Origin of the sequence: Aquipseudomonas alcaligenes, from assembly GCF_003205495.1 — a bacterium.
Taxonomy (GTDB): domain Bacteria; phylum Pseudomonadota; class Gammaproteobacteria; order Pseudomonadales; family Pseudomonadaceae; genus Aquipseudomonas; species Aquipseudomonas alcaligenes_B.
Window position 1 is genome coordinate 26,794 of record NZ_QJRX01000003.1, and the last position, 22,411, is coordinate 49,204.

22 protein-coding genes are annotated in these 22,411 nt (G+C 69.1%); 7 read left to right on the top strand and 15 right to left on the bottom strand.

Going from position 1 to position 22,411, the window contains the following annotated elements; translation table 11 throughout:
• Genes yejK through yjeH form a run of 3 tightly spaced genes read right to left on the bottom strand, consistent with a single transcriptional unit; the run spans position 1 to position 3,689 of the window.
• Positions 1 to 1,008, bottom strand: coding sequence for a nucleoid-associated protein YejK (yejK, locus tag DMO17_RS05375; protein WP_110681435.1), 1,008 nt, complete (start codon positions 1,006 to 1,008; stop codon positions 1 to 3).
• 36 nt (positions 1,009 to 1,044) lie between these two features.
• Positions 1,045 to 2,376, bottom strand: coding sequence for a TAXI family TRAP transporter solute-binding subunit (locus DMO17_RS05380; protein WP_110681437.1), 1,332 nt, complete (start codon positions 2,374 to 2,376; stop codon positions 1,045 to 1,047).
• Between the two features lie 47 nt (positions 2,377 to 2,423).
• Positions 2,424 to 3,689, bottom strand: coding sequence for an L-methionine/branched-chain amino acid transporter (gene yjeH, locus DMO17_RS05385; RefSeq protein WP_110681439.1), 1,266 nt, complete (start codon positions 3,687 to 3,689; stop codon positions 2,424 to 2,426).
• 116 nt (positions 3,690 to 3,805) lie between these two features.
• On the opposite strand from yjeH, the gene DMO17_RS05390 reads away from it, so the two are divergent.
• Positions 3,806 to 4,225, top strand: coding sequence for an Lrp/AsnC family transcriptional regulator (locus DMO17_RS05390; RefSeq protein ID WP_349681693.1), 420 nt, complete (start codon positions 3,806 to 3,808; stop codon positions 4,223 to 4,225).
• Between the two features lie 88 nt (positions 4,226 to 4,313).
• On the top strand, positions 4,314 to 5,681 hold the full coding sequence (locus tag DMO17_RS05395) for a choice-of-anchor I domain-containing protein (RefSeq protein ID WP_110681444.1): 1,368 nt from the start codon (positions 4,314 to 4,316) through the stop codon (positions 5,679 to 5,681).
• Between the two features lie 54 nt (positions 5,682 to 5,735).
• On the opposite strand, the gene DMO17_RS05400 is transcribed toward DMO17_RS05395, so the two are convergent.
• Genes DMO17_RS05400 through DMO17_RS05415 form a run of 4 tightly spaced genes read right to left on the bottom strand, consistent with a single transcriptional unit; the run spans position 5,736 to position 8,821 of the window.
• Positions 5,736 to 6,536, bottom strand: a complete 801-nt coding sequence (locus tag DMO17_RS05400) for a substrate-binding periplasmic protein (RefSeq protein ID WP_110681446.1) — start codon at positions 6,534 to 6,536, stop codon at positions 5,736 to 5,738.
• 49 nt (positions 6,537 to 6,585) lie between these two features.
• On the bottom strand, positions 6,586 to 7,578 hold the full coding sequence (gene rlmF / locus DMO17_RS05405; RefSeq protein ID WP_110681447.1) for a 23S rRNA (adenine(1618)-N(6))-methyltransferase RlmF: 993 nt from the start codon (positions 7,576 to 7,578) through the stop codon (positions 6,586 to 6,588).
• Positions 7,579 to 7,616: 38 nt separating this feature from the next.
• Complete coding sequence (locus DMO17_RS05410) at positions 7,617 to 7,838, bottom strand: TIGR02450 family Trp-rich protein (RefSeq protein WP_110681449.1); 222 nt, start codon at positions 7,836 to 7,838, stop codon at positions 7,617 to 7,619.
• Positions 7,835 to 8,821, bottom strand: coding sequence for an NAD(P)/FAD-dependent oxidoreductase (locus DMO17_RS05415; protein WP_110681452.1), 987 nt, complete (start codon positions 8,819 to 8,821; stop codon positions 7,835 to 7,837). The genes DMO17_RS05410 and DMO17_RS05415 overlap by 4 nt, the downstream gene beginning before the upstream one ends.
• Positions 8,822 to 9,019: 198 nt before the next feature.
• On the opposite strand from DMO17_RS05415, the gene DMO17_RS05420 reads away from it, so the two are divergent.
• Positions 9,020 to 9,925 carry a TIGR01777 family oxidoreductase gene (locus DMO17_RS05420; protein WP_110681454.1) on the top strand — a complete coding sequence of 302 codons (906 nt, stop codon included), beginning with the start codon at positions 9,020 to 9,022 and terminating at the stop codon, positions 9,923 to 9,925.
• The gene (gene hemH / locus DMO17_RS05425; protein ID WP_110681456.1) at positions 9,922 to 10,944 is read left to right on the top strand and encodes a ferrochelatase; all 1,023 of its coding nucleotides are present in this window, start codon (positions 9,922 to 9,924) and stop codon (positions 10,942 to 10,944) included. Before DMO17_RS05420 ends, hemH begins: the two co-directional genes overlap by 4 nt.
• Before the next feature lie 43 nt (positions 10,945 to 10,987).
• On the opposite strand, the gene DMO17_RS05430 is transcribed toward hemH, so the two are convergent.
• Together DMO17_RS05430 and DMO17_RS05435 are read right to left on the bottom strand one after the other, a co-directional pair.
• Positions 10,988 to 12,349 (bottom strand): heavy metal sensor histidine kinase, encoded by a 1,362-nt coding sequence (locus DMO17_RS05430; protein WP_110681458.1) that lies wholly within the window; start codon positions 12,347 to 12,349, stop codon positions 10,988 to 10,990.
• The gene (locus tag DMO17_RS05435) at positions 12,346 to 13,017 is read right to left on the bottom strand and encodes a heavy metal response regulator transcription factor (protein WP_110681460.1); all 672 of its coding nucleotides are present in this window, start codon (positions 13,015 to 13,017) and stop codon (positions 12,346 to 12,348) included. Before DMO17_RS05435 ends, DMO17_RS05430 begins: the two co-directional genes overlap by 4 nt.
• 153 nt (positions 13,018 to 13,170) lie before the next feature.
• Between DMO17_RS05435 and DMO17_RS05440 the strand changes: the two genes are divergently transcribed.
• Together DMO17_RS05440 and uraH are read left to right on the top strand one after the other, a co-directional pair.
• Positions 13,171 to 13,668: a GlcG/HbpS family heme-binding protein gene (locus tag DMO17_RS05440; protein WP_375538008.1), complete on the top strand. Its 498-nt coding sequence runs from the start codon at positions 13,171 to 13,173 to the stop codon at positions 13,666 to 13,668.
• A 14-nt stretch (positions 13,669 to 13,682) separates the two neighbouring features.
• Complete coding sequence (gene uraH, locus DMO17_RS05445) at positions 13,683 to 14,093, top strand: hydroxyisourate hydrolase (RefSeq protein WP_110681463.1); 411 nt, start codon at positions 13,683 to 13,685, stop codon at positions 14,091 to 14,093.
• 59 nt (positions 14,094 to 14,152) lie between these two features.
• On the opposite strand, the gene DMO17_RS05450 is transcribed toward uraH, so the two are convergent.
• The 6 genes from DMO17_RS05450 to DMO17_RS05475 form a co-directional block, all read right to left on the bottom strand.
• Positions 14,153 to 15,337 carry an acetyl-CoA C-acyltransferase gene (locus DMO17_RS05450; protein ID WP_110681465.1) on the bottom strand — a complete coding sequence of 395 codons (1,185 nt, stop codon included), beginning with the start codon at positions 15,335 to 15,337 and terminating at the stop codon, positions 14,153 to 14,155.
• Positions 15,338 to 15,363: 26 nt separating this feature from the next.
• Complete coding sequence (locus tag DMO17_RS05455; RefSeq protein ID WP_110681467.1) at positions 15,364 to 15,798, bottom strand: acyl-CoA thioesterase; 435 nt, start codon at positions 15,796 to 15,798, stop codon at positions 15,364 to 15,366.
• 312 nt (positions 15,799 to 16,110) lie between these two features.
• Positions 16,111 to 17,274 (bottom strand): iron-containing alcohol dehydrogenase, encoded by a 1,164-nt coding sequence (locus tag DMO17_RS05460; RefSeq protein WP_110681469.1) that lies wholly within the window; start codon positions 17,272 to 17,274, stop codon positions 16,111 to 16,113.
• A gap of 18 nt (positions 17,275 to 17,292) precedes the next feature.
• On the bottom strand, positions 17,293 to 18,267 hold the full coding sequence (locus DMO17_RS05465; RefSeq protein WP_181418737.1) for a CE1 family esterase: 975 nt from the start codon (positions 18,265 to 18,267) through the stop codon (positions 17,293 to 17,295).
• A gap of 99 nt (positions 18,268 to 18,366) precedes the next feature.
• Positions 18,367 to 20,157, bottom strand: coding sequence for an acyl-CoA dehydrogenase C-terminal domain-containing protein (locus DMO17_RS05470; RefSeq protein ID WP_110681473.1), 1,791 nt, complete (start codon positions 20,155 to 20,157; stop codon positions 18,367 to 18,369).
• Positions 20,154 to 21,392, bottom strand: coding sequence for a 3-hydroxyacyl-CoA dehydrogenase (locus tag DMO17_RS05475; RefSeq protein ID WP_110681475.1), 1,239 nt, complete (start codon positions 21,390 to 21,392; stop codon positions 20,154 to 20,156). The genes DMO17_RS05470 and DMO17_RS05475 overlap by 4 nt, the downstream gene beginning before the upstream one ends.
• A 95-nt stretch (positions 21,393 to 21,487) precedes the next feature.
• On the opposite strand from DMO17_RS05475, the gene DMO17_RS05480 reads away from it, so the two are divergent.
• On the top strand, positions 21,488 to 22,387 hold the full coding sequence (locus DMO17_RS05480; RefSeq protein WP_110681477.1) for a LysR family transcriptional regulator: 900 nt from the start codon (positions 21,488 to 21,490) through the stop codon (positions 22,385 to 22,387).
• Positions 22,388 to 22,411: the final 24 nt, after the last annotated feature.

The following is a 22,411-nucleotide window of genomic DNA, read 5'->3' on the forward strand; positions in this document are numbered from 1 at the left end:
TCAGTCCTTGCGGCGCTTGAGCTGGTCCTTCAGCTGGGTCGGGACCTGGCGGATGATCAGCATGTCGCGCGCCTCGTCGTATTCGATCTTCGAGCCCAGCAGGTGCGCCTCGAAACTGATCGACAGGCCCTCGGCGCGCCCGGTGAAGCGGCGGAACTGGCTGAGGGTACGCTTGTCCGCCGGAAACTCCGGGGCCATGCCGTAGTCCTTGTTGCGGATATGTTCGAAGAAGGCGCGCGGGCGCTCCTCGTCGATCAGCCCGGACAGCTCCTCCAGGGTGATCGGCTCGCCCAGCCTGGCCTGGCTGGTAGCGTAGTCGACCAGCGCGTCGGTCTTCTCGCGGGCCTTCTCCTCGGCCAGGTCCTCGCTCTCGACGAAGTCGCTGAAGGCCTTGAGCAGGGTGCGCGTCTCGCTCGGCGCATCGACGCCTTCCTGGCAGCCGATGAAGTCGCGGAAGTAGTCCGAGACCTTCTTGCCGTTCTTGCCGCGGATGAAGGAGATGTACTGCTTGGACTGCTTGTTGTTCTGCCACTCGCTGATGTTGATGCGCGCGGCCAGGTGCAGCTGGCCGAGGTCCAGGTGCTTGGCCGGCGCCACGTCCAGCGCCTCGGTCACCGCCACGCCCTCGCTGTGGTGCAGCAGGGCGATGGCCAGGTAGTCGGTCATGCCCTGCTGGTAGTGGGCGAACAGCACGTGGCCACCGGTGGACAGGTTGGATTCCTCCATCAGCTTCTGCAGCTGCGTCACCGCCTGGCGGCTGAAGGTGGTGAAGTCCTGCTCGCCGTCCAGGTACTGCTTCAGCCAGCCGCTGAAGGGGTAGGCGCCGGACTCCTCGTGGAACAGGCCCCAGGCCTTGCCCTGCTTGGCGTTGTAGCTCTCGTTGAGGTCGGCCAGCAGGTTCTCCATGGCCTGCGAGGCGGCCAGTTCGCTGTCGCGGGCGTGCAGCACGGCGGGCGAGCCGTCGGGCTTCTTGTCGATCAGGTGGACGATGCAATGGCGGATCGGCATGGCAGTCTCGGGGGGTGGAAGCGGAAAGCGCGTATCTTACTCGACGGCGGTTGCGCCCGCTCGCCGCTGGTAGGCGCGCAGGCGCTCGATCATGTAGCGCAGGTGCATGTGCAGCTCGTACAGCTCGCTGGAGTAGGACAGCGGCACCTCGACCTTGGCCAGTTCGTCTTCCAGTTTCTCCAGGCGCGCGATCTCCGCGTCGATATCGCCGTTGAGCTTGCCGCTGTAGAGCTGCTGGTCGATCTCGCGCAGGTGCTTGTACCAGCGGTAGATGCGCGCGCGGATGCGCCACTGGTAGATCGGGCCGATGGCCTTGAACAGCGGGAACAGCAGGATCACCAGGGGAATGGCGAGGATGATGTAGCGGTCGGCCAGCGAGGCGATGCGGAACGGCAGGTAGCGCTGCAGGATCGGCAGGCCCTTGTCGTAGTAGTACTCGGCCTCGGCCAGGGTCTCCAGCGAGCGCGGCGGGCGCTGCGGGTAGCTGCCGGCCGGATCGAGCAGGCTGCCATCCTTGAGCACCTCGCGCGCGGCCTCGAGGATCAGCGGGGTGAGCGAGGGGTGGAAGTCCTCGCCGGCCACCAGGGTGGCCACCGGGCCGAGGGTAACGATGTCGCGGTCCGGGCTGTTGTTGGCCATGTCCAGCATGCCCTCGCCGACCTGCAGGCGGCTCAGGTATGGCAGGCGCGCCAGGTAGGCCTCGGTGCGGCGCAGGCTGACCAGGCGCACCCGGGGTTCGGCGGCCAGGCGCTGGACCAGCGGGTTCTCCGCCGGGCCGACGAAGAAGGCAGCGTCCAGCCGGCCCTCGACCAGCGCGTCGGCGGCGCGGCTGCCGCCCAGGCTCTGCCAGCCCTTGGGGTAGTCGGCCGGGGTGATGCGGTTGGCGGCAAACAGGGCGGCGGTGACCGCCTGGGTGCCGCTGTCCTCGGCGCCGATGGCCAGGCGCAGGCGCAGCAGGTCGGAGAGGCGTTCGAACTTCACCTTGCGGCCGGTGAACAGCCACAGCGGCTCGCGGTACATCACGCCGAGGCCGAGCAGCCGGGCGCGTGCCTCGGCGTCCAGGGTCAGCTCCTGGCCGCTCTGCACCAGGGCCAGCTCAACTTCGCCGGCGCCCAGCTTGGCCAGGTTGTCACGCGAGCCCTGGCTCGGCACCAGCTCCAGCTCGAAGCCCTGCTCGGCCAGCTCGGCGCGCAGGCGCTCGGCGAAGGCGTGGTAGCCGCCGCCCTCGGCGCCGGTGGCCAGGCGCGCGTGCATCGGCGGTGGCGGCGCGACGAAGTAGAACAGCGCGCCGACCAGGCCGGCCAGCACCGGCACCAGCCACAGGTTGGCGAGGATGAGGATTTTCAGGTCGCGGAGAATGCGGCGCATGGTCGGTCCTTGAGGCTATCCCAGTGGGCAGGATAGCCGGAACCGCCTCAGCTCTGCAGGCTGGCCTGTGTGCCGCGGCGCCCGCGCCAGTGATCCAGCAGGGCGATCACGGCCAGCAGGCCGAGGGCGTACAGCGCGTCGATGCCCAGCGCCAGCAGCACCAGCGCGCAAAGCAGGGCGCTGAACGCCGCGAGCCAGCGCCAGATGCCGCGCAGCAGCACCACGCCGGCGCCCATGCTGAGCAGGTAGACCAGGATGAAGTTGCCGTTGGCATAGCGGATCAGGTCGTCCACCGACAGCTGCAGCATGGCGGCCAGGCCTGCGCACAGGGCACAGATCGCCACCACCAGCAGCAGCGCCGGGCCGGGTACGCCGTGGCGGTTGCGCGCGGCCAGCGGCGCCGGCAGCTTGCCCTCGTCGGCCAGGCTCCAGATCAGCCGGGCGAAGCCCTGCACATAGACATTCATCGAGGCGAAACAGGCCAGGTAGCCGACCAGCGCCACCAGCCAGCCGGCGCGGTCGCCCAGCAGCAGGTGCATCAGGCGCGGCAGCGAGGCGGCGTCGCTGTGCTCGTCGCCGTACACGCCGAAGCTCAGCACCGCCACCGAGAAAGCCCAGTAGACCAGGCCGGCCAGCAGCACGCCGAGCAGCAGGGCCAGGGGGAAGTCGCGCTGCGGGCGGCGGAATTCCTCGCCCAGGTGGGTGAAGGCCTCGATGCCAACGAAGCACCAGAACATCACGCCCAGCGCGGCGGGAATCAGCGGCCAGGTGTCGCCGACCGGCGGCAGCAGCGGCTGGCTGGCCAGCGGCAGCTCGCCCACCCACCAGACCAGGGCGACGGTGCCGATGATCGCCAGGGCGATCAGCCCCTGCACCAGGCCGCTGGCGCGCGCCGGGCGCTGGCCGAGCAGGAGCATGGCAGCCAGGGTGGCGAGCTGGATCAGCAGCGCTTCGCCGCGGCCCACCGGCAGCACGGCCTGCCAGAAGCCGGTGGCGATGTTCAGCGCGGCGGGCAGGCCGACCGGCAGCACGGCGAGGAACAGGAAGGCGATCAGTCGCTCGCTGCGCGCGCCGAAGGCGCGGCCGATCAGGTGCGGCGCGCCGCCGGCGTGGGGGAAGCGGCGGCCCAGCTGGGCGAAGGTGAAGGCCACCGGCAGCACCAGGGCGATGAGGATCAGCCAGGCCCACAGCGAGGCCTGGCCGGCGGCGGTGGCGGCCAGCGCCGGCACCACGAAGATGCCGGTGCCCAGCAGTGAGGTGCTGAGCAGGCCGATGCCCTGCAGCAGGCCCAGTTCCTTGTTCAGACGGCTCATGAGGTATGCTCGTGCGATCCTTTTCGATCCCGCCATGTTAAGCGCGCCGCCGCGGCCAGGTTGCCGCCGATCGCCGGCAAACTGGCGGAATCGCCCGTCAGATCGCCGGAGCCTTCGTGGACAAGTTCGACCGCCAGATTCTCGCCCTGCTGCGCAGCGACGCGCGCACCTCCGTCAGCCAGATCGCCCGCGAGGTCAGCCTGTCGCGTTCGGCGGTGGGCGAGCGCATCCGCCAGCTGGAGCAGGCCGGGATCATCCGCGGCTACCACGCCCGCGTGGTGGAGGCGCAAGGCACGGCGGTGAAGGCCTTCCTCGAACTCTTCTACAGCAATGGCCGCTGCCAGGACTATGTCGAACGCATGCGCGCCCATCCGGAGATCCGCCAGTGTTGCGGCATCAGCGGCGAGACCGACATGCTGGTGCAGGTGGAGGCGGCGAGCATGGCGCGCCTGGCCGAGATCCGCGGCGAGATCGAGAACTACCCCGGCATGCAGCGGGTGAAGACCCACATGGTGGTCAACGAATGGCCGATGTGAGGCTGTAACCGAGTCTTCATCAACCTTTCACACGGCCCGTGGAGACTGCGGCGGTTCATCCGTCCAACCCGCACAAGGAACTCTCCACATGCTGCGTCTCCCCGCTCTCTGCGCACTGTTCGCCCTGAGCCCGCTGGCCTGCGCCCTCGAACTGAAACCGCTGGACCTGTACCAGAGCGGCTTTGCCGAGGGCACCGAGATCGTCAACGTCCAGGCCTCCAGCATGCGGGTGATCCTCACCAACAGCGCCGAGGGACTGGTCGACATCCTCCAGCTCGACCCAGCCGGCAAGCTGCAGCGCACGGCGCGGCAGAACCTAGTGGAGAAGGGCGCCGGCGAGATCACCGCGGCCGCCTTCCACCCCAGCGAGGATCTCTACGCCGTGTGCTTGCGCAGCAGCGACGGCATGGCCGCCGGCGAGGTGCAGCTGCGCTCGGCCGCCGACGGCAAGCTGCTGGCCAGCGTGCCGGTGGGCATCTGGCCGGACAGCCTGGCCTTCTCGCCGAACGGCGAGTTCCTGGTGGTGGCCAACGAGGGCGAGGCCTATGTCAAGGACGGCGCCGGTTACCGCAGCGGTGAGGGCTCGATCAGCGTGATCGACCTGCGCGCCGGGCTGGACCAGGCCGTGCATCACAAGGTCGAGCTGCCGGACCTGGCCCAGGTGCCGGGCACCGTGCAGGACGCGCACAAGCGCCTGGTCGAGCGCATGATCGACGGCGAGGAGCTGAAGGTACCGTTCGGCAGCACGCCCGAGCACATCGAGCCGGAGTACGTGACCTTCTCCAGGGACGGCAGCAAGGCCTACGTCAGCCTGCAGGAGAACAACGCCATCGCCGTGGTCGACGTGGCCGGCGCCAGGCTGCTCAAGGTGTTCGGCCTGGGCACCATCGAGCATGCCGCCGACATCGAGGACGACGGCCAGTACAAGCCCGAGGCCAGCCTGCTGGCGCTGCGCGAGCCGGATGGCATCAGCGTCAGCGCCGACGGCCGCTACCTGGTCACCGCCGATGAGGGGGATACCGATCCCAAGGCGTCCAAGACCAAGGCCGGCCTGCCCACCGGCGGCGGCCGCAGCGTCAGCCTGTTCGACGCCGAGAGCGGCGCGCTGGTCGGCGACACCGGCAGCCAGCTGGACGACATGGCGGCCCAGGCCGGCATCTACCCGGACTCGCGCAGCCCCAACAAGGGCAGCGAGCCGGAAGGCGTGGTGGCCTTCGCCGCATTCGGCAAGTCGCTGGCGGTGGCCGCGCTGGAGCGTGCCGATGGTCTGGCGCTGATCGACCTGAGCCAGCCGCAGCAGCCCAAGGTGCTGCAGGTGGTGCCGGTGGCCGCAGGGGCCGGCAAGGGTGAACTGGCCCCGGAAGGGCTGGCCCATGTCGAGCACCAGGGCCGCCACTTCCTGGTTGCCGGCCTGGAGAAGAACGGCAGCGTGGCACTGTTCGAACTGGTCGAGTAATGCAGCGGGCCTGCACGGGAGCCGCCCTTCGGGGCGGCTCTTGCGTTTACGCGCTCAGGGCAGGACCACGGCCTGCTCGGCGCCGTCCTCGGTGAGCATGTACTTGCCCGCCTGCAGGTCATGGAAGTAGCGGTCGTAGCGGCCGCTGCTGCGGAACTCGCGCAGGCGCTGGTTGAAGCGCTGCACCAGTGCCTCGCTGCCGGCCAGGCGCCTGGGCAGCATCAGGTAGCTCTGGTTGACCAGCAGCGGTTTGGGATGATGGGTGATGCGCGCCCGCTCGGCCGGGGTGAACTGGCTGCGCAGGGCGGCGTAGCCGACGTTGAGCTCCTGCGGGTAGAGCACGATGCGCTCCTTGAGCAGCTTCTCGAAGTTCTGCTGGTCGCTGGAGACCCGCTCCATGCGCACCTTGCCGCGTGCCAGGAAGGCATCGAAGGCCGGCCCGTAGCTGTATTCCAGGCCGCCGCCGAGGGTCATGCCGGTGAGGTCGTCGAAGCGCTGCCAGTCGAAGGGCATGGACTTGAGGTGGAAGAACACGAACTGCTCGTTCAGCAGCGGCTCGCTGAACAGGAAGTCGGCCTCGCGCTCGCCCTTGTGCATCCATACGCCGGTGGCGTCGAACTTGCCGGCGGCGGCCTCGGAATAGGCGCGCGGCCAGGGCAGGAAGCGGAAGTTGACCTTGTAGCCTTCCGCGGCGAACAGGTCGCTGATGATGTGGGCCATCACGCCATTGTGGCGCTGGTCGGTGGACAGGTAGGGCGGCCAGTCGCCGACGCTGATCTGCAGCTCGCGCGGCTGCGCCTGGGCGCTCAGCCCCCAGCACAGGCAGCAGATGGTCAGCAGCATTGTCCAGCGCATGGGCACTCCTCGGCTCCCGGCGGTCTCCGCTCTTACAGCCCTAGCATAGTCATCCCGCATTCGCGCTGGCGCAAGCACCCAGCCAGGTGCGACGGGCGGCGACCTCGTGGAAGGTCCAGGCGACGAAGCGGCTTTGCTTGTTGCCCTGGGCCATGTCCACCTGGCGCACTTCCAGCGCACCGGCCTGCTGCAGCGCCGCCTTCAGCAGCGCCAGGTTGGCGGCCTTGGACACCAGGCTGCTGAACCACAGCACCTGGCCGGCCACGGCCGCGCTCTCGCGCGCCATGCGGCGCAGGAAGGCCGCCTCGCCGCCTGCGCACCACAGCTCGTTGCTCTGCCCGCCGAAGTTGAGCACCGGCAGCTTGCGCCTGGGGTCGAGCTTGCCGAGGTTCCTCCACTTGCGCGTGCTGCCGCTGGCCGCCTCGGCGGCCGAGGCATGGAAAGGCGGGTTGCATAGGGTCAGGGCGAAGCGCTCGTCGGCTGCCAGCAGGCCCTGGAATATGTGCCGGTCATCGGCCTGCCGGCGCAGTTCGATGGCCTCGCCCAGGCCGTTGGCCTGGACGATGTGGCGCGCCGAATCGAGTGCCCGCGCGTCGATGTCCGAGCCGAGGAAGCGCCAGCCGTAGTCGCTGTGGCCGAGCAGCGGGTAGATGCAGTTGGCCCCGCAGCCCACGTCCAGCACGCGCACCCCGGCGCCACGCGGGATGACCCCGGCGTTGCCCTCGGCCAGCAGGTCGGCCAGGCCGTGCAGGTAGTCGGCGCGTCCGGGGATCGGCGGGCACAGGTAGCCCGGCGGGATGTCCCAGTGGCGGATGCCGTACAGCTGGCGCAGCAGGGCGCGGTTGAACACCCGCACCGCCTCGGGGTCGGCGAAGTCGATGCTCTGCTTGCCATAGGGGTTGAGGATGACGAAGCGGCCCAGCTCCGGGCTGCTCTCGATCAACCTGGGGAAGTCGTAGCGACCCTGGTGGCGGTTGCGCGGGTGCAGTTGGCCCTTGACGACTGCCTTGGGCTGGCGCGGCGGCGGGTTCTTCTGACGCATGGTGACTGCTTCGGCGGGCGAGGGGGCGGCATTGTCCGCTAGGCCCAGCCCATCCGCCAGCGCTCGCCATCTTCCAGCAGGCGCCAGTCGATGCGCTCGCTGCGCCGGGTCAGCACGGCCTGCAGCTCCACGGCCAGCACCTCGCCTTCCTCGTCGCAGTGCAGCTCGGTGACCAGGAAGTGCTTCTCGCGGTTGCGCGGCTGGCGCGCCGTCCACTTCGACAGCAGCAGCTTGCGCGGGTTGATCCGGCCCGGCGTCACTGGCGATGTTCCAGCAGCCGCCGCGCCACCTCCTGGCCGCTCAGCCAGGCGCCTTCCACGCGGCCGGACAGGCACCAGTCGCCGCAGGCGTACAGACCCAGGTCGGCGTCGGCCAGCGCGCCCCACTCGTGGGCGCTGGCCGGGCGGGCGTAGAGCCAGCGGTGCGCCAGGCTGACGGCCGGCGCCGGCAGGGCGCAACCGATCAGCTCGGCGAAGGCGCCGTGCAGGCGCTCGATCACTGCCTCCTTGGGCAGGTCCAGGTGCTGCTTGCTCCAGGTGCTGCTGGCGTGCAGCACCCAGGTGTCGAAGGTGCCGTCGCGGCCGGGCTTGCTGCGGTTGCGCGCCACCCAGTCGAGCGCGCTGCCCTGGGCGAAGCAGCCCTCCACGCGGGTATCGAGCGGCGTGGCGAAGGCCAGGGCGACCGCCCAGGTGGGCTCCATGATCACGCTGGCGGCGGCGCTGGCGAGTTTCGGCGCGGCGCTGAGCAGGCCGGTGGCCTGCGGCGCCGGGGTGGCGACTATCACCGCGCTGTAGGGACCGTGGCTGTTGCCCTCGCCATCCAGCAGCTCCCAGTGCTGCTCGCCGCGGAACACCTCGGTGATGCGGCAGGCGAAATGCACCGGCAGGGCGCCGAGCAGGGCGCGGGTGATGGCGCTCATGCGCGGCGTGCCGACCCAGCGCACCTGCTCGTCCGGCGAGGGTTGCAGGCCGTTCTGGTTGCTGTGGTAGAGCTGCGGGTCCCACTCGGCGACCCAGCCGCGCGCCTGCCACTGCTGCACCACTTCGACGAAGCGGCGGTCGCGGGCGGTGAAGTACTGGGCGCCGAGGTCCAGCGAGCCGGCGTCGCTGCGCTTGCTGGCCATGCGCCCGCCGCTGCCGCGGCTCTTGTCGAACAGTTCAACCTGCAGCCCGGCGGCGTGCAGCGCCTGCGCGGCGGAGAGGCCCGCCAGGCCGGTACCGATGATGGCGATGGGTGCGCTCATGGTCTACCTCGTTTGCCTTTACTACAGGCTACGCTCTCGACGAATTCTGTACAAACACTTGTCTTGTACAGCTATGTTCGGTTCCAATCGCGAACCTGCTGAAACTGCGACGTCAGGTCCGGGCGGACAAGGCACGTGCCTGCGTCATACTTCAGACTAGGGCGAGACTGGTGGTTAGCGCCATGCGAGGAGGATGCCATGCACATATTGCTGACCGGCGGTACGGGTCTGATCGGCCGCGCGCTGTGCCGGCACTGGCTGGCCGCGGGCCACAGCCTGTCCGTGTGGAGCCGCAGGCCGGAGCAGGTGAGTCAACTCTGTGGCGCAGCGGTGCGTGGCATCGCGCGGCTGGAGGAATATGGCGACGCCCCCCTGGACGCCGTGATCAACCTGGCCGGCGCGCCGATCGCCGACCGCCACTGGACGCACAAGCGCAAGGCCCTGCTGTGGGCCAGCCGGATCAGCCTCACCGAACAGCTGCTGGCCTGGTTGGAGGCGCGCGCGCAGCGCCCGCGGGTGCTGATCTCCGGCTCGGCCGTGGGCTGGTATGGCGACGGCGGCGAGCGCGAGCTGCACGAGAGCGATGCACCGGTCTGCGAGGACTTCGCCGCCCAGCTGTGCGGCGCCTGGGAGGAGACCGCGCAGCGCGCCGAGGCCCTCGGCATCCGCGTGGTGCTGCTGCGCACCGGACTGGTGCTGGCGCCCGATGGTGGCTTCCTCAAGCGCCTGCTGCTGCCCTTCCGCCTGGGCCTGGGCGGGCCGATCGGCAACGGCCGGCAGTGGATGCCGTGGATTCATTTGCAGGATGAAATCGGCCTGATCGATTTTCTCTTGCGGCGGGAGGGCGCCAGCGGTCCCTATAATGCCTGCGCGCCGCAGCCGGTGCGCAACCGCGACTTCGCCCGCGCCCTGGGCCGGGCGCTGCATCGCCCGGCCATCCTGCCGGTGCCGGCCCTGGCGCTCAAGCTGGGCTTGGGCGAGCTCTCCGAGCTGCTCCTGGGCGGGCAGAAGACCCTGCCGCAGCGCGCCCTGCAGGACGGCTACGCATTCCGCTTCACCGACATCGACTCGGCCCTGGCCGACATCCTCAAGGACACCGCATGACCGATCATGCCCTGCTGTTGCTCAACCTGGGTTCGCCGGCTTCCACCGAGGTGGCCGACGTGCGTCGCTACCTCAACCAGTTCCTCATGGACCCCTACGTGATCGACCTGCCTTGGCCGGTGCGGCGCCTGCTGGTATCGCTGATCCTGCTCAAGCGCCCGGCGCAGTCGGCACACGCCTACGCCTCGATCTGGTGGGAGGAGGGCTCGCCGCTGGTGGTGCTCAGCCGCCGCCTGCAGCAGGCCATGGCCCCGCACTGGCCGCATGGCCCGGTGGAGCTGGCCATGCGCTATGGCGAGCCGTCGATCGAGAAGGTGCTGGTTGGCCTGGCGGCCCGGGGTGTGAAGAAAGTCACCCTGGCACCGCTCTATCCGCAGTTCGCCGACAGCACCACCACCACCGCGCTGCAGGAAGTGCGGCGGGTTGTACGTGAGCGCGGCCTGGCCCTGCAATTCGCCGAGCTGGCGCCGTTCTACGCCCAGCCGGAGTACGTCGAGGCCCTGGTGGAGAGCGCCAAACCTTATATCGAGCAGGACTTCGACCACCTGCTGCTGAGCTTCCACGGCCTGCCGGAGCGCCACCTGCACAAGCTGGACCCCACCGGCCACTGCCTGAAAGGCGCCGATTGCTGCAAGAACGCCTCGCCGCAGGTGCTCGCCAACTGCTATCGCGCCCAGTGCCTGCGCAGCGCCGAACTGTTCGCCGATCGCGCCGGGCTGCCGGCCGGCAAGTGGTCGGTGGCTTTCCAGTCGCGCCTGGGCCGTGCCAAGTGGATCGAGCCCTACACCGAGGCGCGTCTGGACGAGCTGGCCAAGGCCGGGGTGAAGAAGCTGCTGGTGATGTGCCCGGCCTTCGTTGCCGACTGCATCGAGACCCTGGAGGAAATCGGCGACCGCGGCCGCGAGCAGTTCCGCGAGGCGGGCGGCGAGGACCTGGTGCTGGTGCCCTGCCTGAACGACCACCCGCAGTGGGTTCAGGCGCTCAAGGTGCTGTGCGAGCGGGCACCCGAGCAGCTGTGAAGGCAACTGCCGGGTTTGCATGAGTGGCGCCGCTGCGCGGCCGTCAGCTCGGGAAGTGCAGGCGGAAGAGGGTGCCGTCGCCATCGCTGCTGACGCTGACCTGGCCGCCGTGTGCCTGCATGATCGAACGCACGATTGCCAGGCCCAGGCCGCCGGAGTCGCCCGGCTGATGGCGTGAAGGGTCGCAGCGGTAGAAGCGCTCGAACAGATGCGGCAGGTGCTGTGCGCCGATCGGCTCGCCGAGGTTGTGCACGCTGAGGGTCACGCCCGTGGCCGTGCGGGTGCTGCCGAGGGTCACGCGGCTGTGTGGTGTGGCGTGGCGCAGGGCATTGGCCAGTAGGTTGGCCAGGGCGCGGCGCAGCAGTTGCGGTTCGGCCGCGAGCTGTCCGCTGGCCTGGTTGAGCAGGGTGAGGTCGCGCTCCTGGGCCATGCCCTCGAAGTAGTCGCACAGCTGCTCGCCCAACGCCTGCAGGTCGACTGCCTCGCGCTGGATCGCCGCCTTCGGCTGCTCGGTGCGGGCGAGGAACAGCATGCTGTCGATCATCCGCGCCAGGCGTTCGTATTCCTCCTGATTGGACACCAGCAGGTTCTGGTAGTCCTCGACCGAACGCGAGTGGCGCAGCGCCTGCTGGGTCTGGCCCATCAGGTTGCTCAGCGGTGTGCGCATCTCGTGGGCCAGGTCCTCGGAGAAGCGCGAGAGCTGGGCAAAGCCCTGCTCCAGGCGGTCGAGCATCTGGTTCAGGGCCTGGCTCAGGGCGCTCAGCTCGCCGACCTCGGCAAAGCCCTGCAGGCGCAGGTGCAGATGCTGCGTATCGATGCCGGCGGCCTGCCGGGCCAGCTGGCGCACCGGGCGCAGCCCGCGCTGGCTGACCAGGGCGCCGAGGGCGAAGGCCAGCAGCGCACCGACGCCCAGTGCCAGGCCGATCTTCAGGCGATAGGCGGCGAGCATCTGCTCGCGCTCGCTGGCCAGCTTGCCGGCGATCAGCCGCAGCGCGCCGCCCGGGCGTGGCACATCGAGCCAGGCCAGGCGCAAGCTCGGGTTGCCCGGTGCATCGGTCAGCCGGGGTTCGGTCGCAGCAGGCAGGCTTGGCAGGGGCAGGGCCGGCGGGTTCACCTCGATCAGTGGCTGGCCCTGGGCATCGACTATCCACAGCAGGTTGTCGCGGTTGCCCAGCATGTTCTCGTACAACTGCGGACGGCGGCGCAGCGCCTCGATGCTGGCGGCGTCATCGAGCAGGGCCTGCATGCGCTGCAGGCGGCCGAGCAGGGCCTGGTCGTCGCGCCAGGCGATTTCGCGCTGCAGCGACTGGTACAGGAAGAAGCCCAGGGCGCCGAGCAGCAGCACGCCGACCAGGGCGAACATCAGCGCCAGGCGCAGGCTCAAGGTGCGCGGCCAGAGCCTCACGGCTGCAGGTCCAGCAGGTAGCCGATGCCGCGCACGGTGTGGATCAGCTTGAGCGGGTAGGGATCGTCGACCTTGGCGCGCAGGCGGCGGATGGCCACGTCGACCACGTTGGTGTCGCTGTCGAAGTTCATCTGCCAGACATGCGAGGCGATCAGCGAGCGCGACAGCACTTCGCCCTGGCGGCTCAGCAGCAGGTGCAGCAGGGCGAATTCCTTGTTGGTCAGGTTTAGCCGCTCGCCACTGCGGGTGACCTTGCGCTTGAGCAGGTCGAGCTGCAGGTCGGCGACCTCGAAGTGCTCGGTTTCCCGCGGCGGACCCCGGCGTAGCAGACTGCGCACGCGCGCCAGCAGCTCGGCGTAGGAGAAGGGCTTGACCAGGTAGTCGTCGGCGCCCAGCTCCAGGCCGCGCACACGGTCCTCGACGGCATCACGGGCGGTGAGGAACAGCACCGGGGTCTGCAGCTGGCGGCGGATGATCTGCAGCAGCTGCCAGCCATCGATGCCCGGCAGCATGACGTCGAGGATGATCAGGTCGAACACCTCCTCCTGCGCCAGGTGCAGGCCGTCCAGGCCATTGCCGGCGACCTCTACCGCATAGCCGTCTTCGCTCAGGCCCTTGCGCAGGTAATCCGCCGTCTTCGCTTCGTCTTCAACCACCAGGATACGCATGCCGACCTCCACTGCAGACGCATAGCCTAGGTCGATCCGCGCTTCTCTCCCATTACAAATTGGTAATCCGCCGGCAATCGGTCTGTGCGGAAGGGCTGGGCAAGATGCCTGCCACTGGCTCAGCCGAGCCTTATCCGGGAGAACCGCATGACCATCCGAACCCCTACCGCACTGTCGCTGCTCGCCCTGGCCCTGGCGGCGAGCCCGGCCTGGGCCGAGACCCCGGCGGTGGCGCAGCGCGCCGATGTCAGCCTGGCCCTGGCCAACCAGTTGCTCGACGCCACCCTGGCCTCCTGCCATGCCGAAGGCCGCACTGCCGTGGCCGCCGTCGTCGACCGTGGCGGCAACCTGGTGGCAGTGCAGCGCGACGACAACGTCGGCCCGCACAACACCCTGGCCGCCCAGCGCAAGGCCTTCACCGCGCTGTCGACCAAGACCGCCACTGGCCTGCTGGCCGAGCGTGCGCGCAGCACCCCCGACGCGGAAAACCTCAACACCCTCGATGAACTGCTGCTGCTCGGCGGCGGCGTACCGCTGAAGGTGGCCGACCAGGTGATCGGCGCCATCGGCGTGGCCGGTGCCGGCGGCGCGCAATTCGACGAAGGCTGCGCGCTGCAGGCCATCGCTCAGGTTCTACCCACCCAACCCTGAACTGGAGATCCACCATGAAGATGCTGAAAAACCTGCTGCTCGGTAGCGCCCTGAGCGGCCTTTCCACCCTCGCCCTGGCCGCCGGCAACCCGCTCAGCGTGCACGTCCTCAACCTGCAGGACGGCCTGCCTTCGCCGGGGGTCGAGGTCAGCCTGGAGAAGCTCGACGGCGAGGGCTGGAACAAGCTGAACGAGGGTGCGACCAACGAGCAGGGCCGCATCACCGCGCTCTATCCCGAGGGCAGGAAGCTGGAAAGCGGCACCTACCGCGTCACCTTCGAAACCGGCGCCTGGTTCAAGCAGCACGCCACCGCGACCTTCTTCCCGGAAGTGCCGGTGATCTTCGAGGTCGACGGCAGCGTGGCGCACTACCACATCCCGCTGCTGCTGAGCCCGTACGGCTTCTCCACCTACCGCGGCAACTGAGTACCGCAGAAACGAAAACGCAGGCCGAAGCCTGCGTTTTCGCGTTTGCCGCACGGGGCTCAGAGCACCTCGAACAGCCCCGCCGCACCCATGCCGCCGCCGACGCACATGGTGATCACCACGTACTTCACACCACGGCGCTTACCTTCCAGCAGGGCGTGGCCGACCATGCGCGCGCCGCTCATGCCGTAGGGGTGGCCGATGGAGATGGCGCCGCCGTTGACGTTGAGTTTGGCCGGGTCGATGCCGAGCTTCTGCGCGCTGTACAGCACCTGGCAGGCAAAGGCTTCGTTGAGTTCCCACAGGCCGATGTCGTCGACGCTCAGGCCATGCTGCTTGAGCAGCTTGGGCACGGCGAACACCGGGCCGATGCCCATCTCTTCCGGGGCCAGGCCGGCCACGGCGATGCCACGGTACAGGCCGAGCGGGGCGATGCCACGCTGGGCGGCCAGGGTGCCGCTCATCAGTACGCTGGCGCTGGCGCCGTCGGACAGCTGGCTGGCGTTGCCGGCGGTGATGCAGCCGCCTTCGATGACCGGCTTGAGCCTGGTCAGGTCGTCCAGCACGGTCTGCGGGCGGTTGCCTTCGTCCAGGCTCAAGGTGACTTCCTCGAAGCTGACCGCGCCAGTTTCCTTGTCGACCAGCTTCTTGCGAGCGGTGACCGGGATGATTTCATTGGCGAACAGGCCGGCGGCCTGGGCGGCGGCGGTGCGCTGCTGCGATTGCAGGGAGTAGGCGTCCTGCGCTTCGCGGCTGATACCGTAGCGCTTGGCCACCAGCTCGGCGGTCTGCAGCATGGGCATATAGGCGTGCTCGGCCATTTTCACCACGGCCGGGTCGTAGTCGCTGGCGGTCCACTTCATGTGGGTGTTCTGCACCAGGCTGATCTGCTCCTGGCCGGCGCCGACGGTGACGGCCATGCCGTCGACCATGATCTGCTTGGCGGCAATGGAAATCGCCATCAGGCCGGAGGCGCACTGGCGGTCGATGGTCTGGCCGCTGACCGACAGCGGCAGGCCGGCGGCCAGCAGCGACAGGCGGCCGAGGTTGGTAGAGGCGGTGCCGCCCTGCATGGCGGTGCCCATCACCACGTCCTCGATTTCGCCCGGCTCGATGCCGGCACGCTCGACCGCGGCGCGCAGGGCGACGGCAGCCATGGACGGCGACTTGAGGTCGTTGAAGGCGCCGCGGAAGGCCTTGGCGATCGGCGTGCGGGCGGTGGAGACGATGACGGCGTCTTGCATGGCGGAATCCTCTGTTATGGCTGTTATCAGTCGCGCAGCAGGCGGGCGAGCGCCGTACGCAGGGTTTCGGGAATCGGCACCGGGCGGTTACTGGCGCGGTTGACGAACACATGGACGAAGCGCCCGGCAGCGCAGGCTTCGTCTTCGCCCTGTTTGAAAATGGCCAGCTCGTACTGCACCGAGCTGTTGCCCAGCTTGCCGACGCGCAGGCCGACCTCGATGCGCTCGGGAAAGGCGATGGAGGCGAAGTAGTCGCAGGACGAGCTGACCACGAAGCCGATCACCTCGCCCTCGTGGATATCCAGGCCGCCGACCTCGATCAGGTAGGTGTTCACCGCGCTGTCGAAGAAGCCGTAGTAGACGACGTTGTTGACGTGGCCGTAGAGGTCGTTGTCGTGCCAGCGGGTGGTGATCGGCTGGAAGTGGGCGTAGTCGCTACGCAGGTGTTCGGGCTGGCTCATGGGGCGGTTCTCGTCGTGCTTGCGTACCAGCCTAGGGCCTGGATGGTGCGCGGGGTAGTTAGATTCGTGGGCTGTATTTCGGTCTATTGGCCAGTCATAGCCCGGATGCAATCCGGGGGCGGAGTGGCGGGCTTCCCGGATTGCATCCGGGCTACGGTGCTGCTCCGAGTTGCCTGCTTTCCCTCTCCCCAGCCCTCTCCCATAAATGGGAGAGGGGGCGGTTCTGCGCGGGCTTTCGATCCCCAGTCACCCCTCTCCCGTTTACGGGAGAGGGGAGGGCGGCCCGCGTAGGGAGAGGGCTTTCCCATCCATTCAATACGCCGCCTGGTAGATGGCCAGCGCGTCGACCTCGCTGACCTCGCGCGGGTTATTCACCAGCAGGCGCTGCTGCAGCATGGTGTCGCGAGCCAGGGTCGGCAGCATGGCTTCCGGGACGCCGGCGTCGCGCAGGCGGCTGGGCAGGCCGCAGCGCTCGTTCAGCGCCGCCAGCTCGTTGATGAATTCGGCGCAGCGCTGCTCGGCGCTGCCCTCCCTGAAGCGCTCCCCGAGCAGCAGCGGCGCCAGCTCGGCATACAGCGGCGTGGCTGCCGGCGCGTTGAAGCGCAGCACCTGCGGTAGCACCAGGGCGTTGGACAGGCCGTGGGGAATATGAAAATGCCCGCCGAGCGGATAGGCCAGGGCGTGCACCGCCGCCACCGGCGCGTTGGCGAAGGCCTGGCCGGCCAGGCAGGCGCCCAGCAGCATGGCCTGGCGCGCCTCGCGGTTGTGCCCGTTGTGCACCGCCTCATCCAGATTGGCAGCCAGCAGGCGCAGGGCCTCGCGGGCCAGCAGGTCGGACAGCGGGTTCTTCTTGATCTTGCTGGTGTAGGCCTCGATGGCGTGGACCATGGCGTCGATGCCGGTGGCGGCGGTCACCGCCGGCGGCAGGCCGAGGGTCAGCTCGGCGTCGAGCAGCGCCAGATCCGGTAGCAGCAGTGGCGAAACCACGCCCATCTTGGTGGTTTCGCCGGTGGTGACGATGGAGATCGGCGTCACCTCCGAGCCGGTGCCGGCGGTGGTCGGCACCTGGATCAGCGGCAGGCGCTGGCCACGCGCGTTGCCCACACCGTAGATGTCCTGCAGCGCCTGCTGGCAGTTGGGATGGGCGAGCAGGGCGACCAGCTTGGCCACGTCCATCGAACTGCCGCCGCCGAAGCCGACCACCAGTTCGGCGCCCAGCGCGCGGGCGCGCTCCACGGCGTTGAGCACGATGGCCTCGGGCGGATCGGCGATCACCTGGTCGAACACTTCCACGGCCAGGCCGGCGCTGGCGAAGCCCGGCAGCACGCCGTCGAGCAGGCCGAAGCGGGTGATGCCGGGGTCGGTCACCAGCATCACGCGGCGAGCGCCGCGCTCGCGGCACAGTTCGGCGAGGCGCGTGGCGGCGCCGGATTCGCAGAGGATCTGCGCGGTGGTGGCGAAGCTGAAGGGTTGCATGGCGAATCCTCCTGACGATCAGGGCTGCGCCGGCGCGGGGCGCTGGCGGGCGAAGAAGTCCCAGATGGCCTGCGGGCCGTCGAAACCGGAAAGGGTCGGGCCGAGCAGGTGCGGCGCACGGAAGCCGGCCTGGGGTAGCAGATGACCGCCGCCGATCACGGCGAACAGGGCGACCTCGGCGCGCTCGGCGGCCTGCCAGCGGTCGAGCTCGACGCGCTGCGCCGGGTTGTCGCCGTTCTGCCACAGGTTCTCGCGCTGCATCTCGGCTGCCGCGTAACCGGCGCGCTCGGCGAAGAACAGCGTCGAGGCATAGGACGAGCGCACGTGACCGCGATCACCGAAGCCGAACAGGGTGACGCGGCCGCCGTTGTAGGGGTTGATCGGGTCGCGGGTGCCGTTCATCAGCAGCACCGGCGTGGCGCCGGCCATTGCCCGGCAGGCCAGGTTGTCGGGCGTCGGCAGGCTGGCCGCCACGGCGGCGACGCCGGCCAGCAGGTTCGGGCGCTCCAGGGCAATGCGCAGGCCCAGGTGGCCGCCGTTGGAGTAGCCGGCGAGGAAGGCGCGCTGCGGGTCGGCGCCGTGCTGTGCGGCGAAGCGCTGGATCAGCGCGGCGATCAGGCCGACGTCGTCGACGTTCTGTTGGCGTGCGGGGTAGTCGGCCGCGGCGCGGCAATCGTTCCAGTTGCGCTCGACGCCCTGCGGGTAGACGAGGATAAAGCCGTGCTCATCGGCCAGGCGTTCGAACTGGTAGGCGCTGAAGGTGCGCATGTCGTCGAGGGTCTGCAGCGAACCGTGCAGCACGAAGAGCAGCGGTGCCTTGGCCTGCAGCTTGGCGGGGAGGTAGTAGGCGTAGTCGCGCTGGCGGCCGCCGACTTCGAGGCTGCCCTGCTGCAGGGTGGCGCTCAGCTCAGGCGTCGCCGGTTTCGGCGCATACAGGAAATAGCCGTACAGGCCGGCCAGGATCAGGGCCAGCACCAGCAGAATTTTCAGCACAGTTCTTGTTGTTTTCATCCGTGCCTCTCGGTGAGGGGAAGGGGCTGCGTGCGGGGCTACCAGAGAACGATCATCGGGCAGCGCCGCACGCAGCGCCAATCAGAACGCGAAGCTGTTCTCCGGCATCGCCATCAGGCAGTCCGAGCCGCCCAGCAGGGCCTCGCGGTGGCTGCTGGCGCGTGGCAGCACACGGCGCAGGTAGAACTCGGCGCTGTGCAGCTTGGCCTGGTAGAAGGCTGCCTCGCCGCTGCCGGCGTCGAGCGCCTGCTGGGCGGTGGCGGCGGCCTGCAGCCAGAAACCGGCCAGCAACACATAGGCCGAGTACTGCAGGAAATCCACCGAGGCCGCGCCGATTTCCTCGGCGTCGCGCTGGCTGCGGGCGAGCACCTCGGCGCTCAGCTCGCGCCACTCGCCCAGGCGTGCCTGCAGCGTGTGCGCCATCTCTGCCAGCGCCGGTTGGCTGGCCTGCGCGTCGCACAGCTCGCTGAATTCGGCGATCAGCGCGCTGAGTTCGGCGCCGCCGTCACCGAGCAGCTTGCGGCGGATCAGGTCGAGCGCCTGGATACCGTTGGTGCCTTCATAGAGCTGGGTGATGCGGCTGTCGCGCATCAGCTGCTCCATGCCCCACTCGCGGATGAAGCCGTGGCCGCCGTAGACCTGCACCGCGTGGCTGGCGACTTCCTGGCCCATGTCGGTGAAGAAGGCTTTGACGATCGGGATCAGCAGCGCCGCGCGCCTGCCCGCGGCCTTGCGTGCGGCTGGCTCCTCGGCGCTGTGCTCCAGGTCGAGCTGGCGCGCGGTGTAGGCGGCGAGCATGCGGCAGCCTTCGACCAGGGTCTTCTGGGTCAGCAGCATGCGCCGCACGTCCGGGTGATTGATGATCGGGTCGGCCGCCTTGTCCGGCGCCGCGGCGCCTTTCAGGCCGCGCGACTGCAGGCGCTCTTTGGCATACCTCAGGGCGCCCTGGAAGGCCGCCTCGCCGATGCCGAGGCCCTGCAAGCCGACCTGGAAGCGCGCGTCGTTCATCATGGTGAACATGCAGGCGAGGCCCTGGTTGGCCTCGCCGACCAGCCAGCCGGTGGCGCCGTCGAAATTCATCACGCAGGTGGAGGCGCCCTTGATGCCCATCTTGTGCTCAATGGCGCCGCAGCTCAGGGCGTTGCGCGCGCCCAGCCCGCCCTCGGCGGTGGCGATGAACTTGGGCACCAGCAGCAGACTGATGCCCTTGACCCCGGCCGGAGCGTCCGGCAGGCGCGCCAGCACCAGGTGGACGATGTTCTCGGACAGGTCCTGCTCGCCGCCGCTGATAAATATCTTGTTGCCGGTGACCTTGTAGCTGCCATCGGCCTGGGGCTCGGCGCGGGTGCGCAGCAGGGCGAGGTCGGTGCCGGCCTGCGGCTCGGTCAGGCACATGGTGCCGGTCCACTGGCCGCCGACCATCTTGGCCAGGTAGGCGTCCTTCAGCTCGTTGCTGCCGTGCTTGTGCAGCGCCAGCACCGCGCCCTCGGTGAGGCCGGAGTAGATGCGGAACGACAGCGAGGCGCCCATCAGCATCTCGTGGAAGGCGAAGCTGACCAGCTGCGGGAAGCCCTGGCCGCCGAAGTCCAGCGGCCCGGTCATGCTCGCCCAGCCGTTGTCGACATACTGCTTGTAGGCGGCGCGGAAACCCTTGGGCGTGCTGACCTTGCCATCGACCAGCTGGCAGCCTTCTTCGTCGCTGTTGCGGTTGAGCGGGGCGATCTCGTTGGCGGTGAAGGCCGCGGCCTCTTCCAGCACGCCGTCGATCAGCTCGCGGTCGAGGCCGTTGCCCAGGTGCTCGCAGTGGCCGGCGACGTCGAACAGTTCGTGCAGGACGAAGCGCATGTCGCGCAGGGGGGCTTGATAGCTCATGCGCGGCCCTCCTGTACATCGGCGAATTTCTTGCCGTCGGCCACCAGGTGGTCGATCAGCCCGGCCGGTTGCCAGTGGGCGCCGAAGCGCTCGCTCAGTTGCAGCAGGCGCTCGCGGATCGCGGCCACGCCCTGGGCGTCGGCCCAGGCCATCGGCCCGCCCTTGTCGGCGGGGAAACCGTAGCCGTTGAGGTACACCAGGTCGATGTCGTGGGCGTTGGCGGCGATCTTCTCTTCGAGAATCTTCGCGCCCTCGTTGACCAGCGCCAGCAGGCAGCGCTCGAGGATCTCCTCCGGGCCGATGCGGCGACGGGCGAAGCCGAGGCGTTCGCTCTCGCGCTGCACCAGGGCGTCCACTTGCGGGTCGTGCTCGGCTTGGCGGCTGCCCGGCGCGTAGAGGTAGTAACCCTTGCCGGACTTCTGGCCGAAGCGGCCGAGTTCGCACAGGCGGTTGTCGACCTGCACCTGCGCCACGTCCTGGCCCTGGCCCGCCAGTTCGCGGGCGCGCCATTCCAGGTCGATGCCGACCACGTCGTACATGCGGAACGGGCCCATGGCGAAGCCGAAGCCCTGCAGGGCGGCGTCCACCTGGTGCGGGTAGGCGCCTTCGAGCAGCAGGCTGCGCGCCTCGAACACGTAGGTATGCAGCATGCGGTTGCCGATGAAACCGTCGCAGTTGCCGGCCACCACGCTGACCTTGCCGATGCGCTGGCCCAGGGCCAGGGCGGCGTCGAGCACGGCCGGCGCGGTGTGGGCGCCGCGCACGATCTCCAGCAGCTTCATGATGTGCGCCGGGCTGAAGAAGTGCAGGCCGAGCACCTCCTGCGGGCGCGCGGTGACGGCGGCGATAGCGTCGATATCCAGCGCCGAGGTGTTGCTGGCGAGGATCGCGCCCGGCTTCACGGTACGGTCCAGGGTGCGGAAAATTTCCTGCTTGAGTTCGAGGTTCTCGTACACCGCCTCGATCACCAGATCGACCCCGGCCAGCTCGGCGTAGTCGGCCACCGCCTGGATGCGCGCGCGGCGCAGGCTGGCCTCGCCGGTGCTGATGCGACCCTTGGCGACGTGCTGGGCCCAGGTGTCCTCGGCCATCTGCAGGCCGGCCGTGACCATCTGCGGGTTGTTGTCCAGCCACAGCACCGGGATGCCGGCGTTGGCCAGGCTGATGACGATGCCGCGGCCCATGGTGCCGGCACCGATCACGGCGGCCTGTTCGATTTTGTAGTTGTTGCTCATAGCCCTACCTCGGTCACGTAAAACACAACTGACGCACCTTAAGTACGGCTGTACTATTTGGGAAATTTTGACTTGTGATAAGCAGAATTCCCCTCGTGAATATATTGACCTTCGACCTCAACCTGCTGCGGGTGCTCGATGCCCTGTTGCGCGAGCGCAACGTGTCGCGCGCCGCCGAGCGCCTGGCGTTGAGCCAGCCGGCGGTGAGCAACGCGCTGAACCGCCTGCGCGACCTGCTCGACGACCCGCTGCTGGTGCGTGTCGGCCGCGCCATGCAGCCGACGCCGCGGGCCCTGGAGCTGGAGGCGCCGATCCGCGCGGCGCTGCGGCAGATCGAGGAGAGCCTGGGCGAGGGCAGCCGCTTCGAGCCAGCGCGCAGCCGCCAGCGTTTTCGCATCGCCCTGACCGACTACGCCGAGATGCTGCTGATGCCGCGCCTGCTGGCGCGCCTGGCCGAGCAGGCACCGGGCGTGCGCATCGACGTGCAGCACCTGTCGCCACGCCTGCCGGCCGAGGCCCTGGAGAAGGGTGAGATCGACCTCGCCCTGGGCCGCTTCGAGGCGTTGCCGCCGCGCTTCGCCGGGGTGCGCTGGATGAGCGAGACCCTGCAGCTGGTGGCCCGCCGTGACCACCCGCAGCTGCGCGCGGGGCTCGACCTGGAGACCTTCCTGCGCCTGCGCCACCTGTGGGTGCACGGCGGGCAGACCCGTGGCATGGTCGAGCAGTGGCTGGGCGAGCATGGCCTGACCCGCGAGATCGTCTACACCACGCCCAACTACCTGCAGGCGGCGCACATCGCCGCCGGCGGCAACCTGGTGGCGGTGCTGCCGACGCGCCTGGCGCGCTACTTCGCTGGCCTGCTGCCGCTGCAGCTGTTCGACCTGCCGTTCGCCCTGGGGCCCTTCCACCTGGAGATCGTCAGCCTCGACCTGCGCCGCCGCGACCAGGCGCTGCAGTGGCTGGTCGCGCGCATCCGCGAAATCGGTCTGGAATAGGGCTTCCTATACTCAAGCCATCGC

Coding starts and splice junctions, on each gene's coding strand:
- yejK (WP_110681435.1), bottom strand. CDS start 1,008: ATGCCGATCCGCCATTGCATCGTCCACCTGATCGACAAGAAGCCCGAC.
- DMO17_RS05380 (WP_110681437.1), bottom strand. CDS start 2,376: ATGCGCCGCATTCTCCGCGACCTGAAAATCCTCATCCTCGCCAACCTG.
- yjeH (WP_110681439.1), bottom strand. CDS start 3,689: ATGAGCCGTCTGAACAAGGAACTGGGCCTGCTGCAGGGCATCGGCCTG.
- DMO17_RS05395 (WP_110681444.1), top strand. CDS start 4,314: ATGCTGCGTCTCCCCGCTCTCTGCGCACTGTTCGCCCTGAGCCCGCTG.
- DMO17_RS05400 (WP_110681446.1), bottom strand. CDS start 6,536: ATGCGCTGGACAATGCTGCTGACCATCTGCTGCCTGTGCTGGGGGCTG.
- rlmF (WP_110681447.1), bottom strand. CDS start 7,578: ATGCGTCAGAAGAACCCGCCGCCGCGCCAGCCCAAGGCAGTCGTCAAG.
- DMO17_RS05415 (WP_110681452.1), bottom strand. CDS start 8,821: ATGAGCGCACCCATCGCCATCATCGGTACCGGCCTGGCGGGCCTCTCC.
- DMO17_RS05420 (WP_110681454.1), top strand. CDS start 9,020: ATGCACATATTGCTGACCGGCGGTACGGGTCTGATCGGCCGCGCGCTG.
- hemH (WP_110681456.1), top strand. CDS start 9,922: ATGACCGATCATGCCCTGCTGTTGCTCAACCTGGGTTCGCCGGCTTCC.
- DMO17_RS05435 (WP_110681460.1), bottom strand. CDS start 13,017: ATGCGTATCCTGGTGGTTGAAGACGAAGCGAAGACGGCGGATTACCTG.
- uraH (WP_110681463.1), top strand. CDS start 13,683: ATGAAGATGCTGAAAAACCTGCTGCTCGGTAGCGCCCTGAGCGGCCTT.
- DMO17_RS05450 (WP_110681465.1), bottom strand. CDS start 15,337: ATGCAAGACGCCGTCATCGTCTCCACCGCCCGCACGCCGATCGCCAAG.
- DMO17_RS05455 (WP_110681467.1), bottom strand. CDS start 15,798: ATGAGCCAGCCCGAACACCTGCGTAGCGACTACGCCCACTTCCAGCCG.
- DMO17_RS05460 (WP_110681469.1), bottom strand. CDS start 17,274: ATGCAACCCTTCAGCTTCGCCACCACCGCGCAGATCCTCTGCGAATCC.
- DMO17_RS05470 (WP_110681473.1), bottom strand. CDS start 20,157: ATGAGCTATCAAGCCCCCCTGCGCGACATGCGCTTCGTCCTGCACGAA.
- DMO17_RS05475 (WP_110681475.1), bottom strand. CDS start 21,392: ATGAGCAACAACTACAAAATCGAACAGGCCGCCGTGATCGGTGCCGGC.